A 21,518-nucleotide genomic window follows, 5' to 3' on the forward strand; every position below is an offset into this window, starting at 1 on the left:
GTGGGGTGGGCCACAACGGGGGGTGCGGACGGGGTTGGTTACTGGCGAGTAGCATTCGGTGGAACGTGCCCGTGTCGGCTAGGAGGCTCAAGTGCCCCGTGAAGTTCGGGATGTCGTCTTCGTCGACGGCGTCCGTACCCCGTTCGGCAAGGCGGGTGGCATGTACGCCAACACCCGCGCCGATGATCTGGTGATCCGCTGCATCCGAGAACTGCTGCGCCGCAACCCGCAGCTGCCGCCGGAGCGGGTCGAGGAGGTCGCCATCGCGGCCACCACCCAGATCGGCGACCAGGGCCTCACCATCGGGCGGACCGCCGCCCTGCTGGCGGGTCTACCCAAGACCGTTCCCGGCTTCGCCATCGACCGGATGTGCGCCGGTGCGATGACCGCGGTGACCACCGTGGCCAGCGGCATCGCCATGGGCGCGTACGACATCGCGATCGCCGGCGGCGTCGAGCACATGGGCCGCCACCCGATGGGTGAGGGCGTCGACCCCAACCCGCGCATCGTCGCGGAGAAGCTGGTCGACCCGTCCGCGCTGGTCATGGGCGCGACTGCGGAGAACCTGCACGACCTGGTCCCGCACATCACCAAGGCACGCACCGACGCGTTCGCGCTCGCCTCGCAGCAGAAGACCGCCAAGGCGTACGCCAACGGCAAGCTCCAGGACGACCTGGTGTCGATGTCCATCCGTGACGCGGAGGGCGGCTGGGGTCTGGCCACCGTCGACGAGGCCCCCCGGGACACGTCGCTGGAGAAGCTCGGCACCCTGAAGACCCCGTTCCGCCCGCACGGCAAGGTCACCGCGGGCAACGCGGCCGGCCTGAACGACGGCGCCACCGCGAGCCTGCTCGCCTCCGAGGACGTCGCTCGCGAGCTGGGCCTGCCGGTCGCCATGCGGCTGGTGTCGTTCGGTTTCGTCGGCGTGGAGCCCGAGGTGATGGGCGTCGGCCCGATCCCGTCGACCGAGAAGGCGCTGCGCATCGCCGGGCTCAGCATCGACGACATCGGCCTGTTCGAGCTGAACGAGGCCTTCGCCGTGCAGGTGCTCGCCTTCCTCGACCACTTCGGTATCGCCGACGACGACCCGCGGGTCAACCCGTGGGGCGGTGCCATCGCCATCGGTCACCCGCTCGCCTCCTCCGGCGTACGGCTGATGACCCAGTTGGCCCGCCAGTTCGCCGAGCACCCCGAGGTCCGCTACGGCGTGACCGCCATGTGTATCGGCATCGGCATGGGCGGCACCGTGATCTGGGAGAACCCGCACTGGACGGAGGGCAACAAGTGAGCGCGCTCGCCGCACCGAACGAGGTCGTCACCAAGGCGCTGCTGCGCCAGGTGAACGTACCGGGGCTGGACCGGCCCGCCGCCCTGATCACGCTGGACAACGGCTTCGACCACACCAAGCCGAACACCTTCGGCCCGGGTGGGCTGACCAGCCTGGACGAGGCGATCACCGCCGCGCTGGCCGCCGACCCGGCGTTCATCGCGGTCACCGGCAAGCCGTACATCTTCTGCGTGGGCGCGGACATCGTCGGCCTGCCGCAGCTCGCCGACCGCGCGCAGGCGCTGGAGATCGGCCGGCTCGGCCACCGGGTCTTCGCCCGGCTGAAGGACAGCACCGTACCCACGTTCGCGTTCGTCAACGGCGCGGCGATGGGCGGCGGCCTGGAGCTGGCGCTGCACTGCCACTACCGGACGCTCTCCGGCGGCGCGGCGGCGCTCGCCCTGCCCGAGGTCTCCCTCGGTCTGGTCCCCGGCTGGGGCGGCACCCAGCTGCTGCCGAACCTGATCGGCATCCCCGCCGCCACCCAGGTGATCATCCAGAACCCGCTGATGCAGAACAAGATGCTCAAGCCGAAGCAGGCCGCCGAGCTGGGCATCGCGGACGTGCTGCTGGAGCCGGCCGACTTCCTGGAGCGTTCCCTGGAGTGGGCCGCCGGCGTGGTACGCGGCCAGGTCACCGTGACCCGGCCCGAGGTCGACAAGGACATGTGGGCGGGCGTGCTCTACTTCGCCCGGGAGACCCTCAACCAGCGGCTGCACGGCGCGGTCCCGGCCGCGTACAAGGCGCTGGACCTGCTGGAGACGGCGAAGGACGCCGACTTCGCCGCCGGCACCGCCGCCGAGGACGAGGCCCTCGCGGACCTGATCTTCTCCGAGGAGCTGCGCAGCGGCCTGTACGCCTTCGACCTGGTGCAGCGGCGGGCCAAGCGCCCGGCCGGGGCGCCGGACAAGGGCCTGGCCCGACCGGTCACCAAGGTCGGCATCGTCGGCGCCGGCCTGATGGCCAGCCAGCTCGCGCTGCTGTTCGCCCGTCGTCTCCAGGTGCCGGTGGTGATGACCGACCTGGACCAGTCCCGGGTGGACAAGGGCGTCGGCTACGTGCACACCCAGATCGAGAAGGCCGTCACCAAGGGCCGGATGGACAAGGGCACCGCCGCCAAGCTGTACGGCCTGGTCAGCGGCACGGTCGACAAGAGCTCCTTCGCCGACGCCGACTTCGTCATCGAGGCGGTCTTCGAGGACCTGGGCGTCAAGAAGCAGGTCTGGGCCGAGCTGGAGAAGATCGTCTCCCCGGAGGCGGTGCTCGCCACCAACACCAGCTCGCTCTCGATCAGCGAGATGGCCGCGGAGCTGGAGCATCCCGAGCGGGTGGTCGGCTTCCACTTCTTCAACCCGGTGGCGGTGCTGCCGCTGCTGGAGATCGTCCGCGGCGAGCGGACCGACGACGCCACCCTCGCGACCGCGTTCGCGGTCAGCAAGCAGCTGAAGAAGTCCTCGGTGCTGGTCAAGGACGCACCGGCGTTCGTGGTGAACCGGCTGCTCACCCGTTTCCTGGGCACCGTCTTCGCCGCCGTCGACGCCGGGACCCCGCTGGACGTGGCGAACAGCGCACTGGACCCGCTGGGCCTGCCGATGCGCCCGCTCGCCCTGCTTCAGCTGGTCGGGCCGGCCGTGGCGTACCACGTGGGTGGCACCCTGCACGCGGCGTACCCGGACCGGTTCGGTGTCAGCGAGAACCTCAAGCGGATCGCCGACTCGGGCCAGCCGATCGTGGTCGACGACCAGATCAACGAAGATGTCGCCAAGCTGCTCGTGGTCGGTGACCAGCCGCTGACGGCCGAGCAGGTACGGCAGAACGCGCTCGACGCGATGGCGCAGGAGATCCGGCTGATGCTGGACGAGGGCGTGGTCGCCGAGGCGCAGGACATCGACCTGTGCATGATCCTCGGTGCCGGCTGGCCGTTCCACCTGGGCGGCGTCACGCCGTACCTGGACCGGACCGGCACCAGCGAACGGGTCACCGGCCGCCGGTTCCTGCCGCGCGGGGCGGCGAGCCTGCCCGCCTGACCGGTCGCAGCACCACCGTCGCGGTGGTCGGACCGTCCCTCGTGGACGGGGCCGGCCACCGCGATCGCTTCTGCGCCAACGGGTTGCTCGCGGACCCGAGCACGAACCCCCGCAGGCGCGCAAACGGGCAGCGCAGGGCACGTGTGAAGGGGCAGCGGACGGCCCCGCCACCGGGTTAAGATCACCCGCTTTGCCATCCCATCTTGGAGCTGACTGATGTCCCAGCCGCCGGCCACCCCCTACGGCCCGCCGCACAATTCCCCTCCCCCGCCGCACCAGCCGCAGCAGCCCGGTGGTTGGCCGCAGCAGCAGCAGCCCGGTGGTTGGCCGCCGCCGCAGCAGCAGGGCTTCCCGCCCGCGCAGCCGGGTCAGCCGTACGGCGGCCCGAACCTGCCCGCCGGCCCGCCGCCGAAGAAGTCGAAGGCCGGCCGGATCGTGCTGATCGTGCTGGCCGTGGTGCTGGTGCTCTGCCTCGGCGGAGCGGCGATCACCTGGTTCGCCGTCAAGGACGAGGTGGGCGACGTCGTCGATGCCACCAACACCCGGGTGTCCGCACCGGCCACCCTCGCCGGCCGGCCGAAGAACACCGACCCGCAGTTGCAGAGCGTCGCCGACGCGATGGTCGCCGAGATGAAGACGACGGCGCAGAACGAGACCAGCGCCGTCGGCGCCTTCTACGGCGACCCGGCCAAGCAGGACCTCTTCATGATTGCCGCCGCGTCCGGGCTGATGACGGACCCGAAGAAGGAGCTGGACGACGCCGTGGCCGGGCTCTCCAGCGAGCTGGGCATGGCCTCCATGGCGACGGTCGAGCCAGGGCCGCTCGGCGGTGACGCGCGCTGCGGCGACGGCAAGGCCAAGGACGTACCGGTGGGCATCTGTGTCTGGGCCGACCGGGGCAGCGTGGGCATGGTGATCATGTACTACAAGTCCGCCGCCCAGGTGAAGGCCGAGTTCGTCACCATTCGGGGGCAGGTCGAGCAGCGCTCCTGAGCCGTACCGACCGGAGCCCCGGCCACCTTCGGGTGGCCGGGGCTCCGTACGTCAGCGTCAGGCCGGTTCGCCGGCTCCCGCGGCGGCCCGCGCCGCCGCTGCCGCCGCCCGCTCGGCCGGGTTACCGAGCACGCAGAACTCGTTGCCCTCCGGGTCGGCGAGCACCACCCAGCCCCCGCCGGTCGGGCCGACGTGATCGGCGACGTGGATCGCGCCGACGCCGAGCAACCGCTCGACCTCCTCGGCCCGGGTCCGGTCGGTGGGTTGCACGTCCAGGTGCAGCCGGTTCTTCACCGCCTTGTCCTCCGGCACGGCGATGAAGAGCACCTCCGGGCCACCAGGCGGCAGGAGCATCGCCTCCGGGTCGCCGGGGAAGTCGTCGGGCTGCCGGGGGCAGTCGAAGACCTGCGACCAGAAGCCGGCCAGCGCGTACGTGTCGTGACAGTCGATGCTGATGTTGTGAATCGTCGAACTCACGGTTGAGCCTCCAGAGAGGTGGCAGGGACACGCTCGCCGGCGCTGCGGACCACGCAGAACTCGTTCCCCTCCGGGTCGGCGAGCACCGCCCAACCCGTGCCGTCGGCCTGCCGTCGGTCGGCGACCATGCTGGCCCCGAGGCCGAGCACCCGCTCGATCTCCTCGTCCCTGGTCCGGTCGACGGGTTCCAGGCAGATGTGGAGCCGGTTCTTGGTCACCTTGTCTTCGGGCACCGCTTGGAAGAACAGGTTCGGGGTGGCGTCGTCCGGCGGCAGCAGGGCCGCCTCCGGGTCACCGGGGGCGTCCTCGGAGTGCCGGGCGTACCCGAGCACGGCCGACCAGAAGCCGGCCAGGGCGTACGTGTCGTGACAGTCAAAACTGATGTTGCGGATCCGTGGATACACGGGTGTTCCCTCCGTGCTGAATGGGGACGCTCCGCCTCTGGGTGTCAGCCGAGAGAGACCCGGGGCGCGGAGCCAGTGTTGGTGGACATTCGACGCACCCCCCTTCGATCTCGAGCTGACGACGTGATCTTTCCATCCGGCGCGGACCGCCCGCAACCCGGTACGGGACGGGTCAGCCGCCGATGGCGGGCACCGGGCCGGTCACCGCCGGGGCGTCCGCCGACGGCAGGGTGACCGTCACCTCCAGGCCGCCGCCGGTCTGCGCGATGACCCGCACCGTGCCGCCGTGCGCCTGGCAGACCGCCCGGACGATGGACAGCCCCAGGCCCGAGCCGCGGGCCCCGGTCCGCTCCCGGCCGCCGCGCCGGAACGGCTCGAACAGCCCCGGCACGTCGACCTGGTCCACCTCGAAGCCGGTGTTCCCCACCACCAGCCAGGAGCGTTCGCCGTCCGAGCCGGTGCGCACCCAGAGTCGGCCGTGCAGGTGGTTGTAGCGGACCGCGTTCTCGATCAGGTTTCCGGCCAGCCGGTCGAGCAGCCCCGGGTCGCCGACCACCGGCGCGGACTCCAGCGAGGTCTGCACCCGTAGCCCGATCCGGTCCACCTCCCGGCGCATCGCCGACAGCGCGTTGGCCGTCCCGGTGGCCAGGTCACATTCGGTACGCCGACCGAGCCGCCGCCCGGCCTGCGCCTCGCTGCGGGCCAGCACCAGCAGCGCGTCCACCAGGCCGTTGGCCCGCTCGGAGGCGTCCCGGACCACGGTGGCCATCCGGCGGTACTCGGCCGCGTCCGCGTCGTCGTCGCTGAGCGTCACGTCGATCTCGGTCCGCATCACCGCGAGCGGGGTACGCAGCTCGTGCGAGGCGTTGGCCACGAAGCGCTTCTGCGCCTCGAACGCGGACGCGATCCGGTCCAGCATGGCGTCGAACGTCTTGGCCAGCTCGGCCACCTCGTCGTCGGCGCCCGAGTAGCCGATCCGCTGGTCCAGGGTCGCCTCGCCGAGCCGCTGCGCCGTCGCGGTGACCTGGTGCAGTGGACGCAACGCCCGGCCGGCGACCGCGTACGCCCCGGCCACTCCCACGATGCTGATCGCCAGCAGCGCGACCAGGCCCTTGGCGAGCAGTTCCCCGGAGGCGGCGTCGACCAGTTGGTGCTGCCACTGACCGGCGTCCAGCGACCGGCCGTCGGCCAGGACCACCGTGGTGCCGGGCAGCAGCTCGTCGGTGGGCCGCAGCGCGTCCCGGACGAGCAGCCAGGCCAGCAGCACCAGGATCGCTCCCGCGCCGACCAGCAGCACGCCGTTGAGCAGGGTCAGGCGCAACCGCAGGGTGGGCCGCAACCGCGCCCGCCCCGTCATGCCCCCACCTCGGCGGTGCGGTAGCCCGCGCCGACCACCGTCTCGATCAGCGGTGGATCTCCGAGCTTCTTGCGCAGCGTCATCACGGTGACCCGGACGATCGTGGTGAACGGGTCGGTGTTGGCGTCCCACACCCGTTCCAGCAGCTCCTCGCTGGAGACCACCGCGCCGCGCGCCTTGAGCAGCTCGCTGAGCACCCCGAACTCCTTGTTGGTGAGGTCGACCGGCACGCCGGCGCGGGTGGCGACCCGGCGGGCCGGGTCGAGCACCAGGTCGGCCAGTTCGAGCACCGGCGGCGCGGCCGGGGTGGCCCGCCGGCCCAGCGCCTGCACCCGGGCGACCAACTCGTCGAAGGCGAACGGTTTGGGCAGGTAGTCGTCCGCGCCGAGCTGCAACCCCTCCACGCGGTCGGCTACCGTGCCGCTCGCCGTCAGCATCAGCACCCGGGTCAGCGCGCCCGAGGCGGCCAGGTCCGCGCAGATCTGATCACCGTGCACGCCGGGCAGGTCGCGGTCCAGCACGACCACGTCGTACCGGGTGACGAACGCCGCCTCGTGGCCGGCATCGCCGTCGTAGGCCACGTCGACCGCCATCCCCCGCTTGCGCAACCCGCGCGCGATCGCGTCGGCGAGGTTGCGCTCGTCCTCCACCACCAGTACCCGCATCCCGGCCTCCTCGCTGCTGACCACCGACAACGTAGTGCCGGCCGGCAACCATCGTCCCTCGCCGCCCGCGCCGCCCGGCGTTGCGGGCCATCCCGGCGTACGCGATGCTTCCGACACCCCAGCGACGGACGGACCTGTCATGACCACCGCGGCACCACCCACCCGGCGGAACATCGCCTACCAGGGCTTCCACCTGCCGGCAGACCAGACGGCCGGCACCGGAGACGGCCTGCACACCACCGACCGGGGGCTGACCCTGCGCAGCGCCGACCGGCCGGTGTCGCGGGGCAGTTGGACGTCCCCGCCGGTGCGGGTCGGCTTCGGAGTCACCAACGTGGTGCCGTCCTGGACCGCCGACACCCCCGACGGCTGCTGGATCGAGGTCGAGCTGCGCGGCTGGCACGAAGAAGCGCCCAGCACCGACTGGTACCTGCTGGCCCGCTGGGCGGCCGACGACCGCACGGTACGACGCGCCTCGGTGCCCGGGCAGCGCGACGGCGACGCCCGGGTGGACACCGACACGCTGGTCGTGACCGGGGCGACGGTCACCGGCTGGCAGGCCCGGGTGACCCTGTGCCGGCCGGACGGCAGCCCCGCGGCCCCGGTGCTGCGCAGCGTCGGCGCGGTCGCCGCCGGCCACGCCCCGGCCGAAGCGGCAAGTGAGCCGGGGCCGGAGGAAGGCCGGGAGCCGGCCGTCGGCGCCGGGCGTGGGACTGTGCTGGACGTGCCCGGCTACTCGCAGCGGCTGCACGCCGGCCAGCACCCGCAGTGGGGTGGCGGCGGCGACTCGTGGTGCAGCCCCACCTGCACCTCCATGGTGCTCGCCTACTGGGGGGCCGAGCCGACGCCGGAGCGCTACGCCTGGGTGGACCCGCCCGGCCCGCGACCGGTGGTGGTGCACACCGCCCGACACTGCTACGACCACGCGTACGCCGGGGCCGGCAACTGGCCGTTCAACACCGCATACGCCGGCCTGCACGGGGTGGACGCGTTCGTCACCCGGCTGCGGTCGCTGGCCGAGGCGGAGGCGTTCATCGCCGCCGGCATCCCAGTGATCGTCTCCGCCGCGTTCCGGGCCGGTGAGGTGCCGGGCCTGCCCTACGACACCAGGGGGCACCTGATGGTGCTGATCGGCTTCACCGCCGACGGTGACCCGGTGCTCAACGACCCGTACGCGCCGGACGACGACACGGTTCGTCGGACCGTGCCCCGGCAGCGGTTCGAGCCGGCCTGGCAGCGGGGCAGCGGCGGGGTGACGTACGTGCTGCGGCCGGCGTCGGTGCCGCTGCCCCCGCCACCCGCCCAAGCCAACTGGTGATCAGTCGGGTAACTGCCACAGCCCGTACGAGCCGTCCATCCGCCGGCACAACAGCCGACCGACGCTCGCCTGGCACTCCCCGATCGCGTCCGGCAACACGTCCAGCACCCGCACCTCCCCGGTGCGGACGTCCAGCTTGGCGACGATCAGCCCGCCGCCGGGAAGCCGGCGCACCCCGACCATCGGATCCTCGAGACCGAACTGGGCCAGCTCCCACCGGCCCAACTCGGCCACCACGTCCCCGGTGGCTGGATCGAGCGCAACGAACTGCTCATTCCTGCTGCCGGTGCTTTCCGACGGGGTGGTCACCAGCCGACCGTCGTACGGCCAGGCCCACCCCCAGCGCCCGCTGCTCCAGAGCACCCGGCCGGTCGCGGGGTCGACCGCCCGCAGCCCGCCGGCTGGGCTCTGCAGACAGACGACGGGACCGCAGCCCAGCACGTACAGCTCCCCGTCGCCGGTGGCGCTCCAGCGCCGGTCCAGCCGGTCCAGCCCGTAGGCGGTGGCCGTGGCCGGAGATCCGCCGACGGTGACCAGCAGGTCGTCCACCACCTGCACGGTCGGGTACGGCCCACGGCCGGGCGCGCCCAGATTGGCGCGCGCCAGCACCGTGCCGGTGGTCGCATCGCGTACCTCGACCTGCCCGTCCGGACGGCTGAGCACCACCCGGTCCACCCCGTTCTCCGTGCCCCGAAAATTGATCTCAGCGGGGGTGGTGGACAGCTGCCAGCGCACGGTGCCGCAGCACGGATCGACGGCGCGTAGGCTGCCCGCCCCCTCGCCGTCGGTGGACTGCAGCAGCAGGTTCCCGTCGGCCAACTCGACGGCGCTGCCCGGCTGCTGCCAGCCGTACGCCCCGGTCGCCCGGTCCAGCGTGATGGTGAGCGCGCCCTGACCCCCCGGGTCGCTCTCGTGCCCGGTGACCAGCAGCATCCCGCCCTGCTCGGAGACCCCCCAGAGCCGGCCGTCCACCGGCAGGGGCACCTGCCAGACCGGCTCGCCGTCGGGCAGCCGGAAGGCGGCCAGCCGCCGCTGCCTCGACTGCGAGCTGAGCGGGTCGAGGAGGAAGAAGAGGTCGCCGGAGACGAACGCTTCGGTGCCCGGCTGCCCCGGCAGCGTCACCACGGCACGGCGGCCCGGCGGCCCGGCGGCGGCGAGGGTGACCAGCAGGAGCAGCAGGACCAGCGCGCAGCGCAGCGGCCGGCCGTTGGCGCGGGGCGGACGGGGCAGCGGGACGGAATCCGGCTCGTGCCGCAGCTCGCCGAGATCGATGACCGGGCCGGTCACGGCCGCAACCGCCACAGCGCGGTCGAGCCGTCGAGTCGCCGGCAGAGCAGGACCGCCTGGGACGCCTTGCAGTCATTGGAGACGCCCGACAGCACGTCGATGATCCGTGACCGGCCGGCCACCAGGTCCAGTTCGGCGACGACCAACTGCCCGGCGTTCCCCTGCCGCACGCCGATCAGCGGATCGTCGGGGCGCAGCACCGGCACCAGGTCCCACTGCCCCAGATCGGTCCCCGTTCGCCCGGTCGTCGTGTCCAGCGCCGTGTATCGCCGGAGAGGCCCGATCATCAGCAGTCGGCCGTCCCGGACGTCGGCCAGCATGTCCCCGCCCGGGCGCGACCAGCGCACGGCACCGGTCGCCGGATCGAAGGCCTGGATGCCGCCGGTGTGCTGAAACGCGCAGAGCAGACGGCCGCAGCGGAGCACAAAGGACACCAGTGGCACCTCGGCCGTCCATCGCCGATCCAGCTCGGACAGTCCGTAGCCCTCCAACCTGGTGTGACCGGGTGGGGCGAGCAGCAGCAGATCACCCACGACCTGCGCCTGTTGGAGCGCTGACCGGTCGCCGGGCAGTGTGTCGATGCTGCGCAGCAGCCGGCCAGTGCCGGCGTCGTGCACCTGGAGCTCGCCGGTCGGTTGGAGGAGCACGAACCGGTCGACTTCGCCGATGCCACCGTGGTAACTGACGTTTCCGGGCGGCGGGACGGGCACCGACCAGAGCGCCCGGCCGGTTTCGGGCGCAACCCGGCTCACCGCACCCGACCCTTCGTCGGTGGCACTCAGCAGCAGGCCGCCGTCGGCCGTCCACGAGGCGATACCCGGCCGCCGCCAGCGCTGCTCGCCCGTCGCCGCGTCGAAGGCGGTGGTCTGCTGCTGGCCGTCGCCTGCGGAGACCCCCGTGAGCAGCACCAATCCCCGCTCGTCCCGGATGCCCAGGTAGTCACCGACGCCGGCCAGCGGCGCCTGCCACCGGCGCCGCACCTCGCCGCCGGCGGCCGGCTGGGCGTACGCGGTAATGTGCCGATCCCCGCCCGCGCTCGACGCGTCGATGACGAAAATGCCGTCCTCGGTGAGGTACGCCCTCGCGCCCGGCGAGGCCGGCACCGGGGTCTCCGTCCGCCTCGGCACCGGTGCCGCACTGGCCAGCGCCACCAGCGCCACCAGCAGCACCGCCGCGCAGCGCAGCGGACGGCCGGCGGCGCGCGGCCGGCGAACCGGCGGCGCCGAGGCCGGCTCCTCCCGGACCTCGCCCAGCTCAATGATCGACACCGACCGTCCTCCCCCCGCCACGCGCGGCTGGCCGACGGGTCACCTCCGGCAAACCGGCCGTGGGTGCACCGGCCCGGCAAATGCGACGCGTGGTCGCCTGTACGATGGCGCGTCGTGGCTGTGCCGGTGGTAGACCCTTCGCTGAATCCCGTGACCGACGTCGACCCGGCCGAGGCCGAACCGACGCGACGGCCCCGACGGCGCCCGGTCCGCGCCGACCTGTTGGCCCTCGGAGCCTATGTGCTGCTGGGCGTGTTCGTCTGCCTCAACTACTGGGGGGACGTGCAGGGCCGGGTCTCCTCCCACCTGCCCACCGACCACAGCTGGTTCGAGTGGCTGTTCGCGCACGGCGCGTACTCGGTGCAGCACCTGGAGAACCCGCTGTTCACGGCCCGTCAGAACGCCCCGGACGGGGTGAACATGATGGCCAACACCTCGCTGCTCGGGGTGACCCTGCCGCTGGCCCCGCTGACCATGCTGCTCGGTCCACAGGTGATGTACGCGCTCTACCTGGGCGGGGCGTTGGCGGCCACCGCCGGCACCTCGTACTGGATGCTGTCCCGGCATCTGGTGCGCTCCCGGGCCGCGGCCTTCGTCGGCGGCGCGTTCCTCGGCTTCGCGCCGGGGATCATCCACCACGCCAACGGCCAGCCGAACTTCGTGTCCAACTTCCTGCTGCCGCTGATCGTGGTGCGGGTGCTGCGGCTGGGTGAGCCGGGTCGGTGGCGGCGCAACGGGCTGGTGCTCGGGGTGCTGGTGGCGTACCAGATCTTCATCAACGAGGAGATGCTGCTGCTCACGGCGCTGGCCTGCCTGGTCGTCGTGCTGGCGTACGCCGTGCAGCGACCGGCGGCGGCACGGGCCGCAGCCGGCCCCTTCCTGGCCGCGCTCGGCGTCGGCGGCGGGCTGGCGTTGCTGCTCGCGGCGTACCCGATCTGGTTCCAGTTCAACGGCCCGCAGTCGTACCGCGGCCTCCAGGGCGGTGTCTTCCACAACTGGGGTGAAGACCTGGTCGCCTTCGTCACCTTCGCCCGGGACACCTGGGCCGGGGACCCGGCGGTGGAGAAGACGATCGGGCTGACCGAGCAGAACACCTGGTTCGGTTGGCCTTTGGTGCTGCTCTCGGTGGTGGCCCTGGTGCTGCTCGTGCGCCGGTCGCTGGCCGCCCGGATCGTCGCGGTGCTGATCGTGGTCTTCACCGTGGCCGCGATCGGGCCGACGGTGCGCTTCAACGGCGTGGAGACCGAGGTGCGCGGCCCGTGGTCGTACGTCCCGGACGACCTGCCACTGGTCGAGATGATGATGCCGACCCGGTTGAGCCTGGTGGTCGCCGCCGCGGTGGGCGTGCTGCTCGCGCTGACCTGCGACGCGGCGGCCCGTCAGGGCCGGCCGCTAGCCGACCGACCCCGGGTGCCGGCACCGCGCGCCGGCGAGCCGAAGCCGGCGACGTCCGGTGAGTCGACCGCACCCGCGCCGGTTGCGTCGCGCCGGCGGTGGCTACGCCCGGTGGGGTACGCGGCAGTGGCCCTCGCCCTGCTGCCGCTCTTCCCCCGGCCGCTGCCGGCCCAGCCGATGGACCCGCCGCCGCACTTCATCACCGCCGGCGGCTGGCGGCCGTACGTGCCGGCGGGCCGGACCCTGGTGCCGGTGCCGATCCCCAGCAACGTGCACGGCCTGCCGACGCTGCGCTGGAGCGCGCTGACCGGGCAGGAGTTCCCGGTCCCGGGCGGCTACTTCATCGGCCCGAACGAGGTGGGTGAGGGGGTCTTCGGCGCGCCGAACCGGCCGACCAGCAGCCTCATCTACTCCACGATGGACACTGGCGTGGTGCCGGCGCTCACCGACGAGAACCGCCGTCAGGCCGTCGAGGACCTGCGGTTCTGGCGCGCGTCGGTGGTGGTGCTCGGGGCGCACCCGCGTGAGGCGGTGCTGCGCGACCTGGTCACCGCCCTGCTCGGGCCGCCGCAACGGGTCGACGACGTCTGGGTCTGGGACGTCCGCACGCTGGTGGGTTAGACGCGGTCCCGGACGTCCCACACCCACCCGCCGTCGACCGGTCGGCCCGGGCCGAGCAGCTCCTCGACGGTCCGGCGGACCGGGTCGCCGTGCGGCAACCGGCCGAGCACCACCAGCGCGGCCCGCCAGTGCCGCAGATCCTCCACGGCCTGCCGGCGGTCGGTGTCGTTGAGCACCGGCACCGTGCCCGTCTCGGCCACCCGGCGCAGCAGGACGGCGGTCGGCCGGTCCGGCGCTCCCCAGCGGGCCGCCGGGTCGTCCGGGCCGCTCGGGCCGATGAAGTACCCGCCCGGCGCGCGAAACGCCAGCCCGGTGCGGGCTGACCAGAGCATCACGGGGCTGAGCGCGGCACCGGTGACCGGGGGTACCGCCACGATGGTCCGGCCCGGCGGCACCAGCGGGCGCCACCCTCCGTCGGCGACGAACCCCGGCACCGGCGCGACGGGCACCGCCCGGATCGGCGTCGGGACCAGGGGCAGCAGCGCGGCGGCCACCGCGCCGGTCCAGAGCAGCCGTACCGGCAGCCCCGGTGCGGCCGACGGCCCGCGCGCCGCCCGGACCCGGTCCAGGGAGAGCGCCACCAGCAGGCCCAGCACCGGCACACACACCAGCGCGAACCGGGCCGGCACCGCGAGGTCCAGCAGCGGCAGCCCGGCGACCAGCCGGTACGGCCCCGGGATGCCGGTGGCCGTGCCGTCCACCCGCAGTTCGGTGCCGAGCGACAGCAGGGCGAAGATCAGGCCGCAGCCGGCCAGCGCACGGACCAGCGGTCGTCGCCACAGCCAGATCACGATCACCACGGCGAGCACCAGCAGCCCGGGGCCGAAGAACGAGTTCTCCTCGGTCGGGTTCGGCGAGAGCAGCCCCGGCAGCCAGTCGTCGCCGAGCACGGTCTGCCGCGCCGATGCCGTGAACGACGCCGCGTCGAGTTGGAAGCCGTGCACGGCGAAGGCCATCCCGGAGTAGTGCTGCGGGCCGCGGAACTGGAACCACAGCGGGTACGCCAGCAGCGCCGCCGCCACCACGGCCGCCACCCCGAGCCGGCCGAGCAGTGCCGGTGCGAGCCGCCGGGCCGCCACCCGGTCGGCGAGCGCGTAGCCCAGCGCGAACACCCCGGCGGCGAGCGCCAGGAAGACCAGCACCTCCTCGCCGATGAAGACCTGCCAGGCGAGCAGCAGGCCGAGGCCGACGCCGGGCCGCCACACCCCGCCCGGACCAGGCCCGGGCCGGAACACCAGGGCGAGGATCGCCGGCACCAGGAACTGGGCGGCCATGTGCAGGTGTGCGCCGGCCTGGGCGATCATGCCGGGGGCGAAGCCGCAGATCAGCCCACCGACCGCCGCCGCGGACCGGGCGGTGACCAGGCGGCCGCGCAGCAGCGCGTACCAGGCCGTGGCGGTGCCGGCGAGGCAGCAGACGACCGCCACGCAGAACGCCGCCTGCGAGCCGAAGAGCAGGGTGACCGGGGTCAGCGGAACACCCAGGCCGAGCACCGAGGTGTTCGCCATCAGGTTGACCCCGTCCGGCGCGTTCAACGCGGTGCTGTAGAGCGGGTTCTCCCCTTCGGTCACGGCGTGGGCCGCGTGGGCCAGCATCCACTCGAAGAGGACCTGGTCGCCCGCCTGATGGAACAACCGCCCGGGGTGGCGCCACTGCCCGCTGGTCAGCAGCACGGCCAGAACCAGATAGCCGGCCACCACCAGCGCGTCCGGCAGCCACGCCCGCCGCGGCCGGTCTGGCGTCGCCGGGACCGTCGTCGCCGGGGACGCCGTCCCGGTGGTCATCAGACCGAGCGGTCGGTCAGTGTCCGGACGTCCCACACCCAGACGTCCAGCTCCTGGCGGCCGGGACCAACCAGATCCTCGACGGTACGCCGCAGCGGCTCGGCGTTCTGCTGCCGGACCGGCAGCACCAGGATCGCCGCCCGCCAGTGCCGCAGTTCGTCCGTGAAGCGACGGCGCTGCCGGTCGTCCAGCTTGGGCGTGCGCCCGGTGGTCGCCACCTCCTCCAGCACCTGACCCACCCCGCTCGGCCGGCCGCCGAACCGGCCAGGGTCACCGGTGTTGCCGTTGCGGGGGGCGAGGAAGTAGCCGCCGGGGATCTTGAAGTCGAGATTGGTGGCCGCCGCCCAGCGCATGCCGTGCGTGTTGCCCATGCTGGGCACCGGGATCGGCACCAGCGTCTGGTCCGGGCCGACGTACGCCCGCCAGCGGTCGGCGGTGATGAAGTCCGGCACCGGCGGCCGGGAGATCATCCGCAGCGGCATCGGGGCGATCGGCAGAAGCGCGAACGCCAGCCCGGCGACGGTCAGCTTCCGCACGGTGCGCCGGTCGGCCGGACGCAGCGCCCAGGCCCGCTCGACGGCGAGCGCGAGCAGCAGACCGACCACCACGCTGGTGATCAGACCGAACCGGGTTGGCACCACGGCGTCCAGCAGCGGCAGGTGCACCAGGAACTGCCAGGGCCCGGTGACCAGCTCCCGGTCCCACCAGGAGATCCGCTCACCGAGGGAGAGCACGGCGAAGAACACGCCGGTTGCCGCGAGCGCCCGGACGACCAGATTCCGCCGCAGCCAGACCACGACGCCGACGGCCAGCAGCGACAGGCTCCAACCGAAGAAGGCGTTCTCCTCGGAGTAGTTCGGCGACAGGTTGACGTTGGCCCGCTGGTTGCCGCCGAGGGTGGGCGAGCCGGGGGCGAAGAAGGCGGCGATGTCGTTGCCGTAGTCCTGCACCGCGTCGCTGAGCCCGTGGTACGCCATCGGCCCGGCGAACTGCACGTACAGCGGGTACGCCAGCAGCGCCCCGGCCAGCAGCGCACAGGCTGCCAGGCCGGCGCCCAGCGGTCGCCACGCCGCCCGCCAGCGGGCTGGCTCCTGGACGAGCACCGCGAGCAGGAAGATCCCGCAGGCCATCGCCGTGAAGAGCAGGATCTCCTCGTTGATGAACGCCTGCGCGGTGACCAGCAGCGCCAGCAGCATCCCGTCGCGTACCGGCCGGCGGGACCGGGTGAGCACCAGCACCCGCCAGACGATGAACGGCAGCAGGAATTGGCTGATGATGTTCGGATGCCAACTGGCGTGCGAGAGCATCGCCGGGGAGAACCCGCAGAACCACGCGCCGGCCGCCGCCGCCAGCGGGGTACGCACCAGGTGCCGGGAGAGCATGACGTACCAGGCCATCGCGGTGCCGGCGAGGCCGAGCGTGACCAGCACCACGAAGGACACCGCAGGCCCGAAGAGCAGGGTCACCGGCACCATCGGGATGCCCAGCGCCAACACGGCCGTGTTGGCCATCAGGTTGACGCCGTCGGGGTAGTTGAACTGCTCGGTGTAGAACGGGTACTCCCCGTGCAGCACCACGCGTACCGAGTGGGCGAGGAAGAACTGCACCTGGGCCGGGTCGCCGGTGTAGAGCGACGCCGCCCGCCCGGCGGGGTCCAGCCAGATCCGGCTGGTCACCCAGACCGCGGCGAGCAGGAACAACCCGCCCACGGCCAGGTCCTGCCGCCGCCGCGTCCACCGACGCCGCCACGTCCCGACGGTTGGCTCCGCTCGGTCGTCCGCCCCGGACTCAACCGGCACTGTGACCGGCGTGGCGGTCGGCGCTGCAGTCAGCGTGGCGGTCGGCGCGGAGGCCGGAGTGCGATGGCTCACTGTCTCGTCGGGGCCGGCCGCCGCCTCCGGGTGCGGCGCGGACAGGGCGCGGGACTCGGCAGGCGTCACAGTCGGCGGAGTCTACCCGAGGCTCGAAAGGGCACTAAAGCCCCGGTGAGGTCCATTGTGGTGGGTGGACCGGCGGCCACCGGAGGCGTCGCGTCGGACATCTCGTACTATGGCGCTTTCCGACAGCGACTGCGAGGCGATCGGAGGGCGGATCAGGTGATGCCAGGCCGCCGGTACGGCTGGACACTCGCCGTCCTGCTCGGTGCGCTGCTGGCCGGCACCGCGTGCGGTCCGGTCGCCGACCGGAAGCCACAAGACCTGCGGGTCGGCTATGACAGCCTGGACGGCTCGCTGGCGGTGTGGCCGCCCCGGGGTGACCTGGCCGCCGACGCCGCGGTGACGGCGGCCGTCACCGACGTGGTACGCGACTGGCGGTCGCCGGTCGACGACCGGGCGCACCTGCCCTCGTCCGGCATTCTCTTCTCCGGCCGGATCGACGGCACCCCGGTTGCCCTGGTCGCCGCCGACGTGCCCGGCGAGAGCGCCTCCTGGCTGCTGCAACTCACCCGCGACGGCGACCGGTACGCGGTGACCCGCGCCACCGAGTACACCGACCCCGGCTACCTGGTCTACTCCGACGTGCTGCCGGTGCAGACCGCTGGCGGCCGGCGCTACCTGGTGTCCGCCCGAGTGCAGAAGCTGCTCGGGCCGCAGGGCCGGGCGCTGACCGTCGCCGACGGCCTCAGCGCTCCGGTCGACGTGCCGGCCTGCACGGCGGTCCCGGTCACCGCGACCCTGCGGGCCACCGAGTCGCTGCCCCGGGGCCGAGCCGCCGACCGGCTGCTCGACCTGGGCACCGGCACCGCCGATCCGCGCTATCCGCTGGTGCGGGACGAGTCCGGCACCGGCCGGCGGGCGCTCACCGGCCTGGACACCTGTGTGCTGGCCGGCGACCGGGGTCCGTTCGGCAGCATTCCGCGCCGGATCGGCGACCGGGACGCGCCGCGCTCGGTGCCGACGTCCTGGCCGATGGCGAAGCTCACGGTCCGCTCGCTCGGCGAGGTCGCCCTGGGCGGCGGCGAGGCCGCCGAGTTGCAGCAGCTCAGCTGGGACACTGATGCCGGCACGATGACGGCGGTGGTCTACCGCCCTGCCGACGGGAGCGCGCCGGTGGTCTCGCCGGCCGACCGGGCCACCCCTCTGCAGACGTACGAACTGCCGGTGCCCGGCCAGCCGCTGGTGGTACTCAGTTGGCGGGCCACCCGGGACAGCTCACTCTCCGTCCCGCCGGGCACCCCAGTGCTGGTCGAACGCCCCGGCCTGGTGGTCGTCCCCGAACCACCCCGCACCCAGACGTTCAGCCTCGCCGGCACCGACAAGACTCACTACCGCTCGATAACCCCCCGCTGATTACACGGCGACGGCGGGCGCCCCCGGAGGGGACGCCCGCCGTCGCGCAGGGGTCAGTTCTGGGCCGGGGCGTCGGTTGCCGTCAGCTGGACCGGGGTGCCGTCCAGGCCGGAGATCCAGCCGGTGACGTCGCGGGCCACGTCCTGGGCGGTCAGGCGCAGGTCGGCGAGGATCTGCGCGCGGGTGCCGTGCGGGTGCCAGTCAGCCGGTACGCCCAGATCCCTGAGCGGCACGCGGACATCGGCGTCGCGCATCGCCTGGCCGAGCGCGTCGCCCACGCCACCGACCCGGACGCCGTCCTCGACGCTGACCACGAGCCGGTGACCGGCGGCCAGCTCGACCAGCTCGGCCGGGATCGGGCGGACCCACCGGGGGTCGACCACGGTGACCCCGTAGCCCTGCTCGGCGACCCGGGCGGCCACCTCCATGCCCAGGTGGCCGAAGGAGCCGACGGCGACCAGCAGCACGTCGGTGCGGGCCGACTCGGCCAGCACGTCGACCGGGCCGACCCGGCGCAGCGCCGGCAGGTCCGCGGCGACCGCGCCGGTCGGGAAGCGCACCACGGTCGGGCCGTCGTCGACAGCCACCGCCTCGCGCAGCTCCTCGCGCAGCGTGGCGGCGTCCCGAGGAGCGGCGATCCGGAGCCCGGGCACCACGCCGAAGACCGACATGTCCCAGATGCCGTAGTGGCTGGGGCCGTCCGGGCCGGTGATGCCGGCCCGGTCCAGCACGAAGGTCACCGGCAGCTTGTGCATCGCCACATCCAGCAGGACCTGGTCGAAGGCGCGGTTGAGGAAGGTGGCGTAGACCGCGACCACCGGGTGCAGGCCGCCCAGCGCCAGCCCGGCCGCCGAGGTGGCGGCGTGCTGCTCGGCGATGCCCACGTCGTACACCCGCTCGGGGTACTTGCGGGCCAGCTTGGCGATGCCGGTCGGCTCGGCCATCGCGGCGGTGATGCCCACCACGTCCGGCCGCTCGTCGGCGACGGCCAGCAGCTCGTCGGCGAAGACGTGGGTCCACTTCACCGAGGGGGCGGCCAGCAGCGCGCCGGTCTCCACGTCGAAGGCGCTGCCGGGGCCGTGCAGGCAGTCCGCCTCGTCCTCCTCGGCCGGGCGGTAGCCGTAGCCCTTGCGGGTGACCGCGTGCACGATCACCGGGCCGCCGAAGTTCTTCGCCGCGCGCAGTGCCGACTCGACCGCCGCCACGTCGTGCCCGTCCACCGGGCCGACGTACTTGATGCCGAGGTCCTCGAACATGGCCTGCGGGGCGACCGCGTCCTTGATGCCCTTCTTGACCGCGTGCAGCACCTCGTACATCGGCCGGCCGACCAGCGGCGTGGAGCCGAGGGCGTCCTTGACCGTGTCGAGGACCTTCTCGTAGCCCGGGTTGAGCCGCAGCGAGGAGAGGTGGTCGGCCAGCCCGCCGATGGTCGGGGCGTACGAGCGGCCGTTGTCGTTGACCACGATCACCAGCGGGTTGCCGGCGGTGGCGATGTTGTTCAGCGCCTCCCAGCACATGCCGCCGGTGAGCGCGCCGTCGCCGACCACGGCCACCACGCTGCGCGCCTCGCCCCGCAGGGCGTACGCCTTGGCCAGGCCATCGGCGTAGGAGAGGGCGGTGGAGGCGTGCGAGTTCTCGATCAGGTCGTGCTCGCTCTCCGCCTGGCTGGGGTAGCCGGAGAGGCCACCGCGCTGGCGGAGCTTGTCGAAGCCGGCCTGCCGCCCGGTGAGGATCTTGTGCACGTACGACTGGTGGCCGGTGTCGAACAGGAGCCGGTCCCGGGGGGAGTCGAAGACGCGGTGCATGGCCAGCGTCAGCTCGACCACACCGAGGTTGGGACCGACGTGCCCGCCGGTACGGGAGACCTTGGCGATCAGGAAGTCCCGGATCTCGGCGGCGAGGACGTCCAGCTCCTCGCCGGACATCCGCTTGACGTCCTGCGGACCGCGCACCGTCGCCAGCAGCCGGCCGTGGTTGGCCGTGTCCTCTTCAACACTCATGACCGGAGAGTCTATCGGCCCTCCGGTACTCCGCAGCCCGGGCCGAGGCCGGTACACCCACGCCCGCCAGCTGAGCGCCTGGTCAGACCCCGGCCGGCCCGGCCCGCAGCGATCGGCCACGTGCCTGGTCAGGACCGGATTCGCAGCCGGCGCGGCGGGTCGGCCGGGGTGCCGGGGTACGCCGGCCCCGCCGGGGTCCAGGAGCCGAGCACCACACCCCGGGTGGCGCCGGTCACCGACGGGATCGACCCGGGTAGCCCGTGCCAGGACAGCCAGCCGAGCAACGCGAAGGCGTACGCCTCCTTGGCCTGCGCGGGCACACCCAGCTCCTCGGTGCCCCGCAGCCGCCACCGGCCGGCGCCCAGCGCCGCGAGCCGACCCAGCAGGGTGGGGTTGCGCACACCACCGCCCGCGGCGACCACCTCGACCACGTGGTGCCGGTCGCACTCGGCAGCCACCACCCGCGCGGTCAGTTCGGTCAGCGTGGCCAGCAGGTCGTCCACCGGCACCGGCTCACCGAGCGCGGCCAGCCGCCGGTCCAGGTAGCCGGCGTGGAACAACTCCTTGCCGGTGGACTTCGGCGGCGCCGCCGCGTAGTACGGCTCGGCCAGCAGCTCGGCGAGCAGGCCCGGATGCACCCGGCCGGCCGCCGCGCGGGCGCCGTCGAGGTCACACGGCCGGTCCAGGAAGCGCCGGGCCGCCGCGTCCAGCAGGGCGTTGGCCGGGCCCACGTCGTACCCGAGCACCGGCGCCCCCGGCGCGACCACGGTGAGGTTGGCGATGCCGCCGAGGTTCAGCGCCGCGCGCGGCGCGGCGGCGCCGTCGGCCGGGTCCAGCAGCAACGCGTCGAAGGCCGGCACCAGCGGCGCGCCCTGCCCGCCGGCGGCGATGTCCGCCGAGCGCAGGTCGCTGAGCACCGGTACGCCCACCCGGGCGGCCACCCGGGCGACCGCGCCCAGTTGCAGGGTGCCCCGGGCCACCCCGTCGGCGACCCAGTGGAAGACCGTCTGCCCGGGTAAGACCACCACGTCGGCCCGCCCGCCGGCCAACTCCAGGCCGACCGCCGCCGCCTCGGCGAAGACGTCGCCGAGGCGGTTGTCGAGCCGGCAGACCGCCTCGATGGTGGTGGCCGCCGGCGGCAGCAGCGCGGCGATCTCGGCGCGCAGCCGCTCGTCGTAGTCCAGGCCGCGGTGCCCCAGCGGACGCAGCCACAGGGTGTCCCCCTCGGCGGTGAACTCCGCCGCCACCACGTCCACCCCGTCGTACGACGTTCCGGACATCAACCCGACGATCCGCATGGAGGAC

General features: G+C 73.3%; 16 protein-coding genes. 6 read left to right on the top strand and 10 right to left on the bottom strand.

Going from position 1 to position 21,518, the window contains the following annotated elements; genetic code table 11:
- The first annotated feature begins 91 nt into the window (after positions 1–91).
- From OG990_RS21295 to OG990_RS21305, 3 genes are all read left to right on the top strand, one after another.
- Complete coding sequence (locus OG990_RS21295; protein ID WP_328424936.1) at positions 92–1,288, top strand: acetyl-CoA C-acyltransferase; 1,197 nt, start codon at positions 92–94, stop codon at positions 1,286–1,288.
- A complete protein-coding gene (locus OG990_RS21300) occupies positions 1,285–3,354 on the top strand; it encodes a 3-hydroxyacyl-CoA dehydrogenase NAD-binding domain-containing protein (protein WP_406076945.1) in 2,070 nt (689 codons plus the stop codon). Before OG990_RS21295 ends, OG990_RS21300 begins: the two co-directional genes overlap by 4 nt.
- A 216-nt stretch (positions 3,355–3,570) precedes the next feature.
- Positions 3,571–4,347, top strand: a complete 777-nt coding sequence (locus tag OG990_RS21305; protein WP_406076946.1) for a hypothetical protein — start codon at positions 3,571–3,573, stop codon at positions 4,345–4,347.
- A gap of 57 nt (positions 4,348–4,404) precedes the next feature.
- Here the strand turns inward: OG990_RS21305 and OG990_RS21310 are convergent, their stop codons facing one another.
- From OG990_RS21310 to OG990_RS21325, 4 genes are all read right to left on the bottom strand, one after another.
- Positions 4,405–4,824: a VOC family protein gene (locus OG990_RS21310; protein WP_406076947.1), complete on the bottom strand. Its 420-nt coding sequence runs from the start codon at positions 4,822–4,824 to the stop codon at positions 4,405–4,407.
- On the bottom strand, positions 4,821–5,228 hold the full coding sequence (locus OG990_RS21315; RefSeq protein ID WP_328424927.1) for a VOC family protein: 408 nt from the start codon (positions 5,226–5,228) through the stop codon (positions 4,821–4,823). The genes OG990_RS21310 and OG990_RS21315 overlap by 4 nt, the downstream gene beginning before the upstream one ends.
- 172 nt (positions 5,229–5,400) lie before the next feature.
- Positions 5,401–6,585, bottom strand: coding sequence for a HAMP domain-containing sensor histidine kinase (locus OG990_RS21320; RefSeq protein WP_328424925.1), 1,185 nt, complete (start codon positions 6,583–6,585; stop codon positions 5,401–5,403).
- On the bottom strand, positions 6,582–7,250 hold the full coding sequence (locus tag OG990_RS21325) for a response regulator transcription factor (protein WP_088951539.1): 669 nt from the start codon (positions 7,248–7,250) through the stop codon (positions 6,582–6,584). The genes OG990_RS21320 and OG990_RS21325 overlap by 4 nt, the downstream gene beginning before the upstream one ends.
- Positions 7,251–7,389: 139 nt before the next feature.
- Between OG990_RS21325 and OG990_RS21330 the strand changes: the two genes are divergently transcribed.
- Positions 7,390–8,568, top strand: coding sequence for a peptidase C39 family protein (locus OG990_RS21330; RefSeq protein ID WP_406076948.1), 1,179 nt, complete (start codon positions 7,390–7,392; stop codon positions 8,566–8,568).
- Here OG990_RS21330 and OG990_RS21335 read toward each other — a convergent pair whose 3' ends face one another.
- On the bottom strand, positions 8,569–9,855 hold the full coding sequence (locus tag OG990_RS21335; RefSeq protein ID WP_406076949.1) for a PQQ-binding-like beta-propeller repeat protein: 1,287 nt from the start codon (positions 9,853–9,855) through the stop codon (positions 8,569–8,571).
- Positions 9,852–11,123, bottom strand: a complete 1,272-nt coding sequence (locus tag OG990_RS21340; RefSeq protein WP_406076950.1) for a PQQ-binding-like beta-propeller repeat protein — start codon at positions 11,121–11,123, stop codon at positions 9,852–9,854. The genes OG990_RS21335 and OG990_RS21340 overlap by 4 nt, the downstream gene beginning before the upstream one ends.
- 150 nt (positions 11,124–11,273) lie before the next feature.
- Here OG990_RS21340 and OG990_RS21345 point away from each other — a divergent pair, with 150 nt between their 5' ends.
- Positions 11,274–13,139: a hypothetical protein gene (locus OG990_RS21345; RefSeq protein WP_406076951.1), complete on the top strand. Its 1,866-nt coding sequence runs from the start codon at positions 11,274–11,276 to the stop codon at positions 13,137–13,139.
- Here OG990_RS21345 and OG990_RS21350 read toward each other — a convergent pair.
- Together OG990_RS21350 and OG990_RS21355 are read right to left on the bottom strand one after the other, a co-directional pair.
- Positions 13,136–14,923, bottom strand: coding sequence for a hypothetical protein (locus tag OG990_RS21350; RefSeq protein WP_406076952.1), 1,788 nt, complete (start codon positions 14,921–14,923; stop codon positions 13,136–13,138). The genes OG990_RS21345 and OG990_RS21350 overlap by 4 nt on opposite strands.
- Positions 14,923–16,638, bottom strand: a complete 1,716-nt coding sequence (locus tag OG990_RS21355) for a hypothetical protein (RefSeq protein ID WP_406081838.1) — start codon at positions 16,636–16,638, stop codon at positions 14,923–14,925. The genes OG990_RS21350 and OG990_RS21355 overlap by 1 nt, the downstream gene beginning before the upstream one ends.
- Before the next feature lie 381 nt (positions 16,639–17,019).
- Between OG990_RS21355 and OG990_RS21360 the strand changes: the two genes are divergently transcribed.
- Positions 17,020–18,213 (top strand): hypothetical protein, encoded by a 1,194-nt coding sequence (locus tag OG990_RS21360; RefSeq protein WP_386989432.1) that lies wholly within the window; start codon positions 17,020–17,022, stop codon positions 18,211–18,213.
- A 53-nt stretch (positions 18,214–18,266) separates the two neighbouring features.
- On the opposite strand, the gene dxs is transcribed toward OG990_RS21360, so the two are convergent.
- The gene (gene dxs / locus OG990_RS21365) at positions 18,267–20,213 is read right to left on the bottom strand and encodes a 1-deoxy-D-xylulose-5-phosphate synthase (RefSeq protein WP_328424913.1); all 1,947 of its coding nucleotides are present in this window, start codon (positions 20,211–20,213) and stop codon (positions 18,267–18,269) included.
- A 128-nt stretch (positions 20,214–20,341) separates the two neighbouring features.
- Positions 20,342–21,511, bottom strand: coding sequence for an anhydro-N-acetylmuramic acid kinase (locus OG990_RS21370; protein ID WP_406076953.1), 1,170 nt, complete (start codon positions 21,509–21,511; stop codon positions 20,342–20,344).
- Positions 21,512–21,518 lie beyond the last annotated feature (7 nt).

The organism is Micromonospora sp. NBC_00858 (assembly GCF_045207365.1).
Taxonomy (GTDB): Bacteria; Actinomycetota; Actinomycetes; order Mycobacteriales; family Micromonosporaceae; genus Micromonospora.

What these genes read in the sequence shown, in the direction of transcription:
- OG990_RS21305 (WP_406076946.1), top strand. Translation starts at nt 3,571, where the DNA reads ATGTCCCAGCCGCCGGCCACCCCCTACGGCCCGCCGCACAATTCCCCT.
- OG990_RS21320 (WP_328424925.1), bottom strand. Translation starts at nt 6,585, where the DNA reads ATGACGGGGCGGGCGCGGTTGCGGCCCACCCTGCGGTTGCGCCTGACC.
- OG990_RS21325 (WP_088951539.1), bottom strand. Translation starts at nt 7,250, where the DNA reads ATGCGGGTACTGGTGGTGGAGGACGAGCGCAACCTCGCCGACGCGATC.
- OG990_RS21330 (WP_406076948.1), top strand. Translation starts at nt 7,390, where the DNA reads ATGACCACCGCGGCACCACCCACCCGGCGGAACATCGCCTACCAGGGC.
- OG990_RS21350 (WP_406076952.1), bottom strand. Translation starts at nt 14,923, where the DNA reads ATGACCACCGGGACGGCGTCCCCGGCGACGACGGTCCCGGCGACGCCA.
- dxs (WP_328424913.1), bottom strand. Translation starts at nt 20,213, where the DNA reads ATGAGTGTTGAAGAGGACACGGCCAACCACGGCCGGCTGCTGGCGACG.
- OG990_RS21370 (WP_406076953.1), bottom strand. Translation starts at nt 21,511, where the DNA reads ATGCGGATCGTCGGGTTGATGTCCGGAACGTCGTACGACGGGGTGGAC.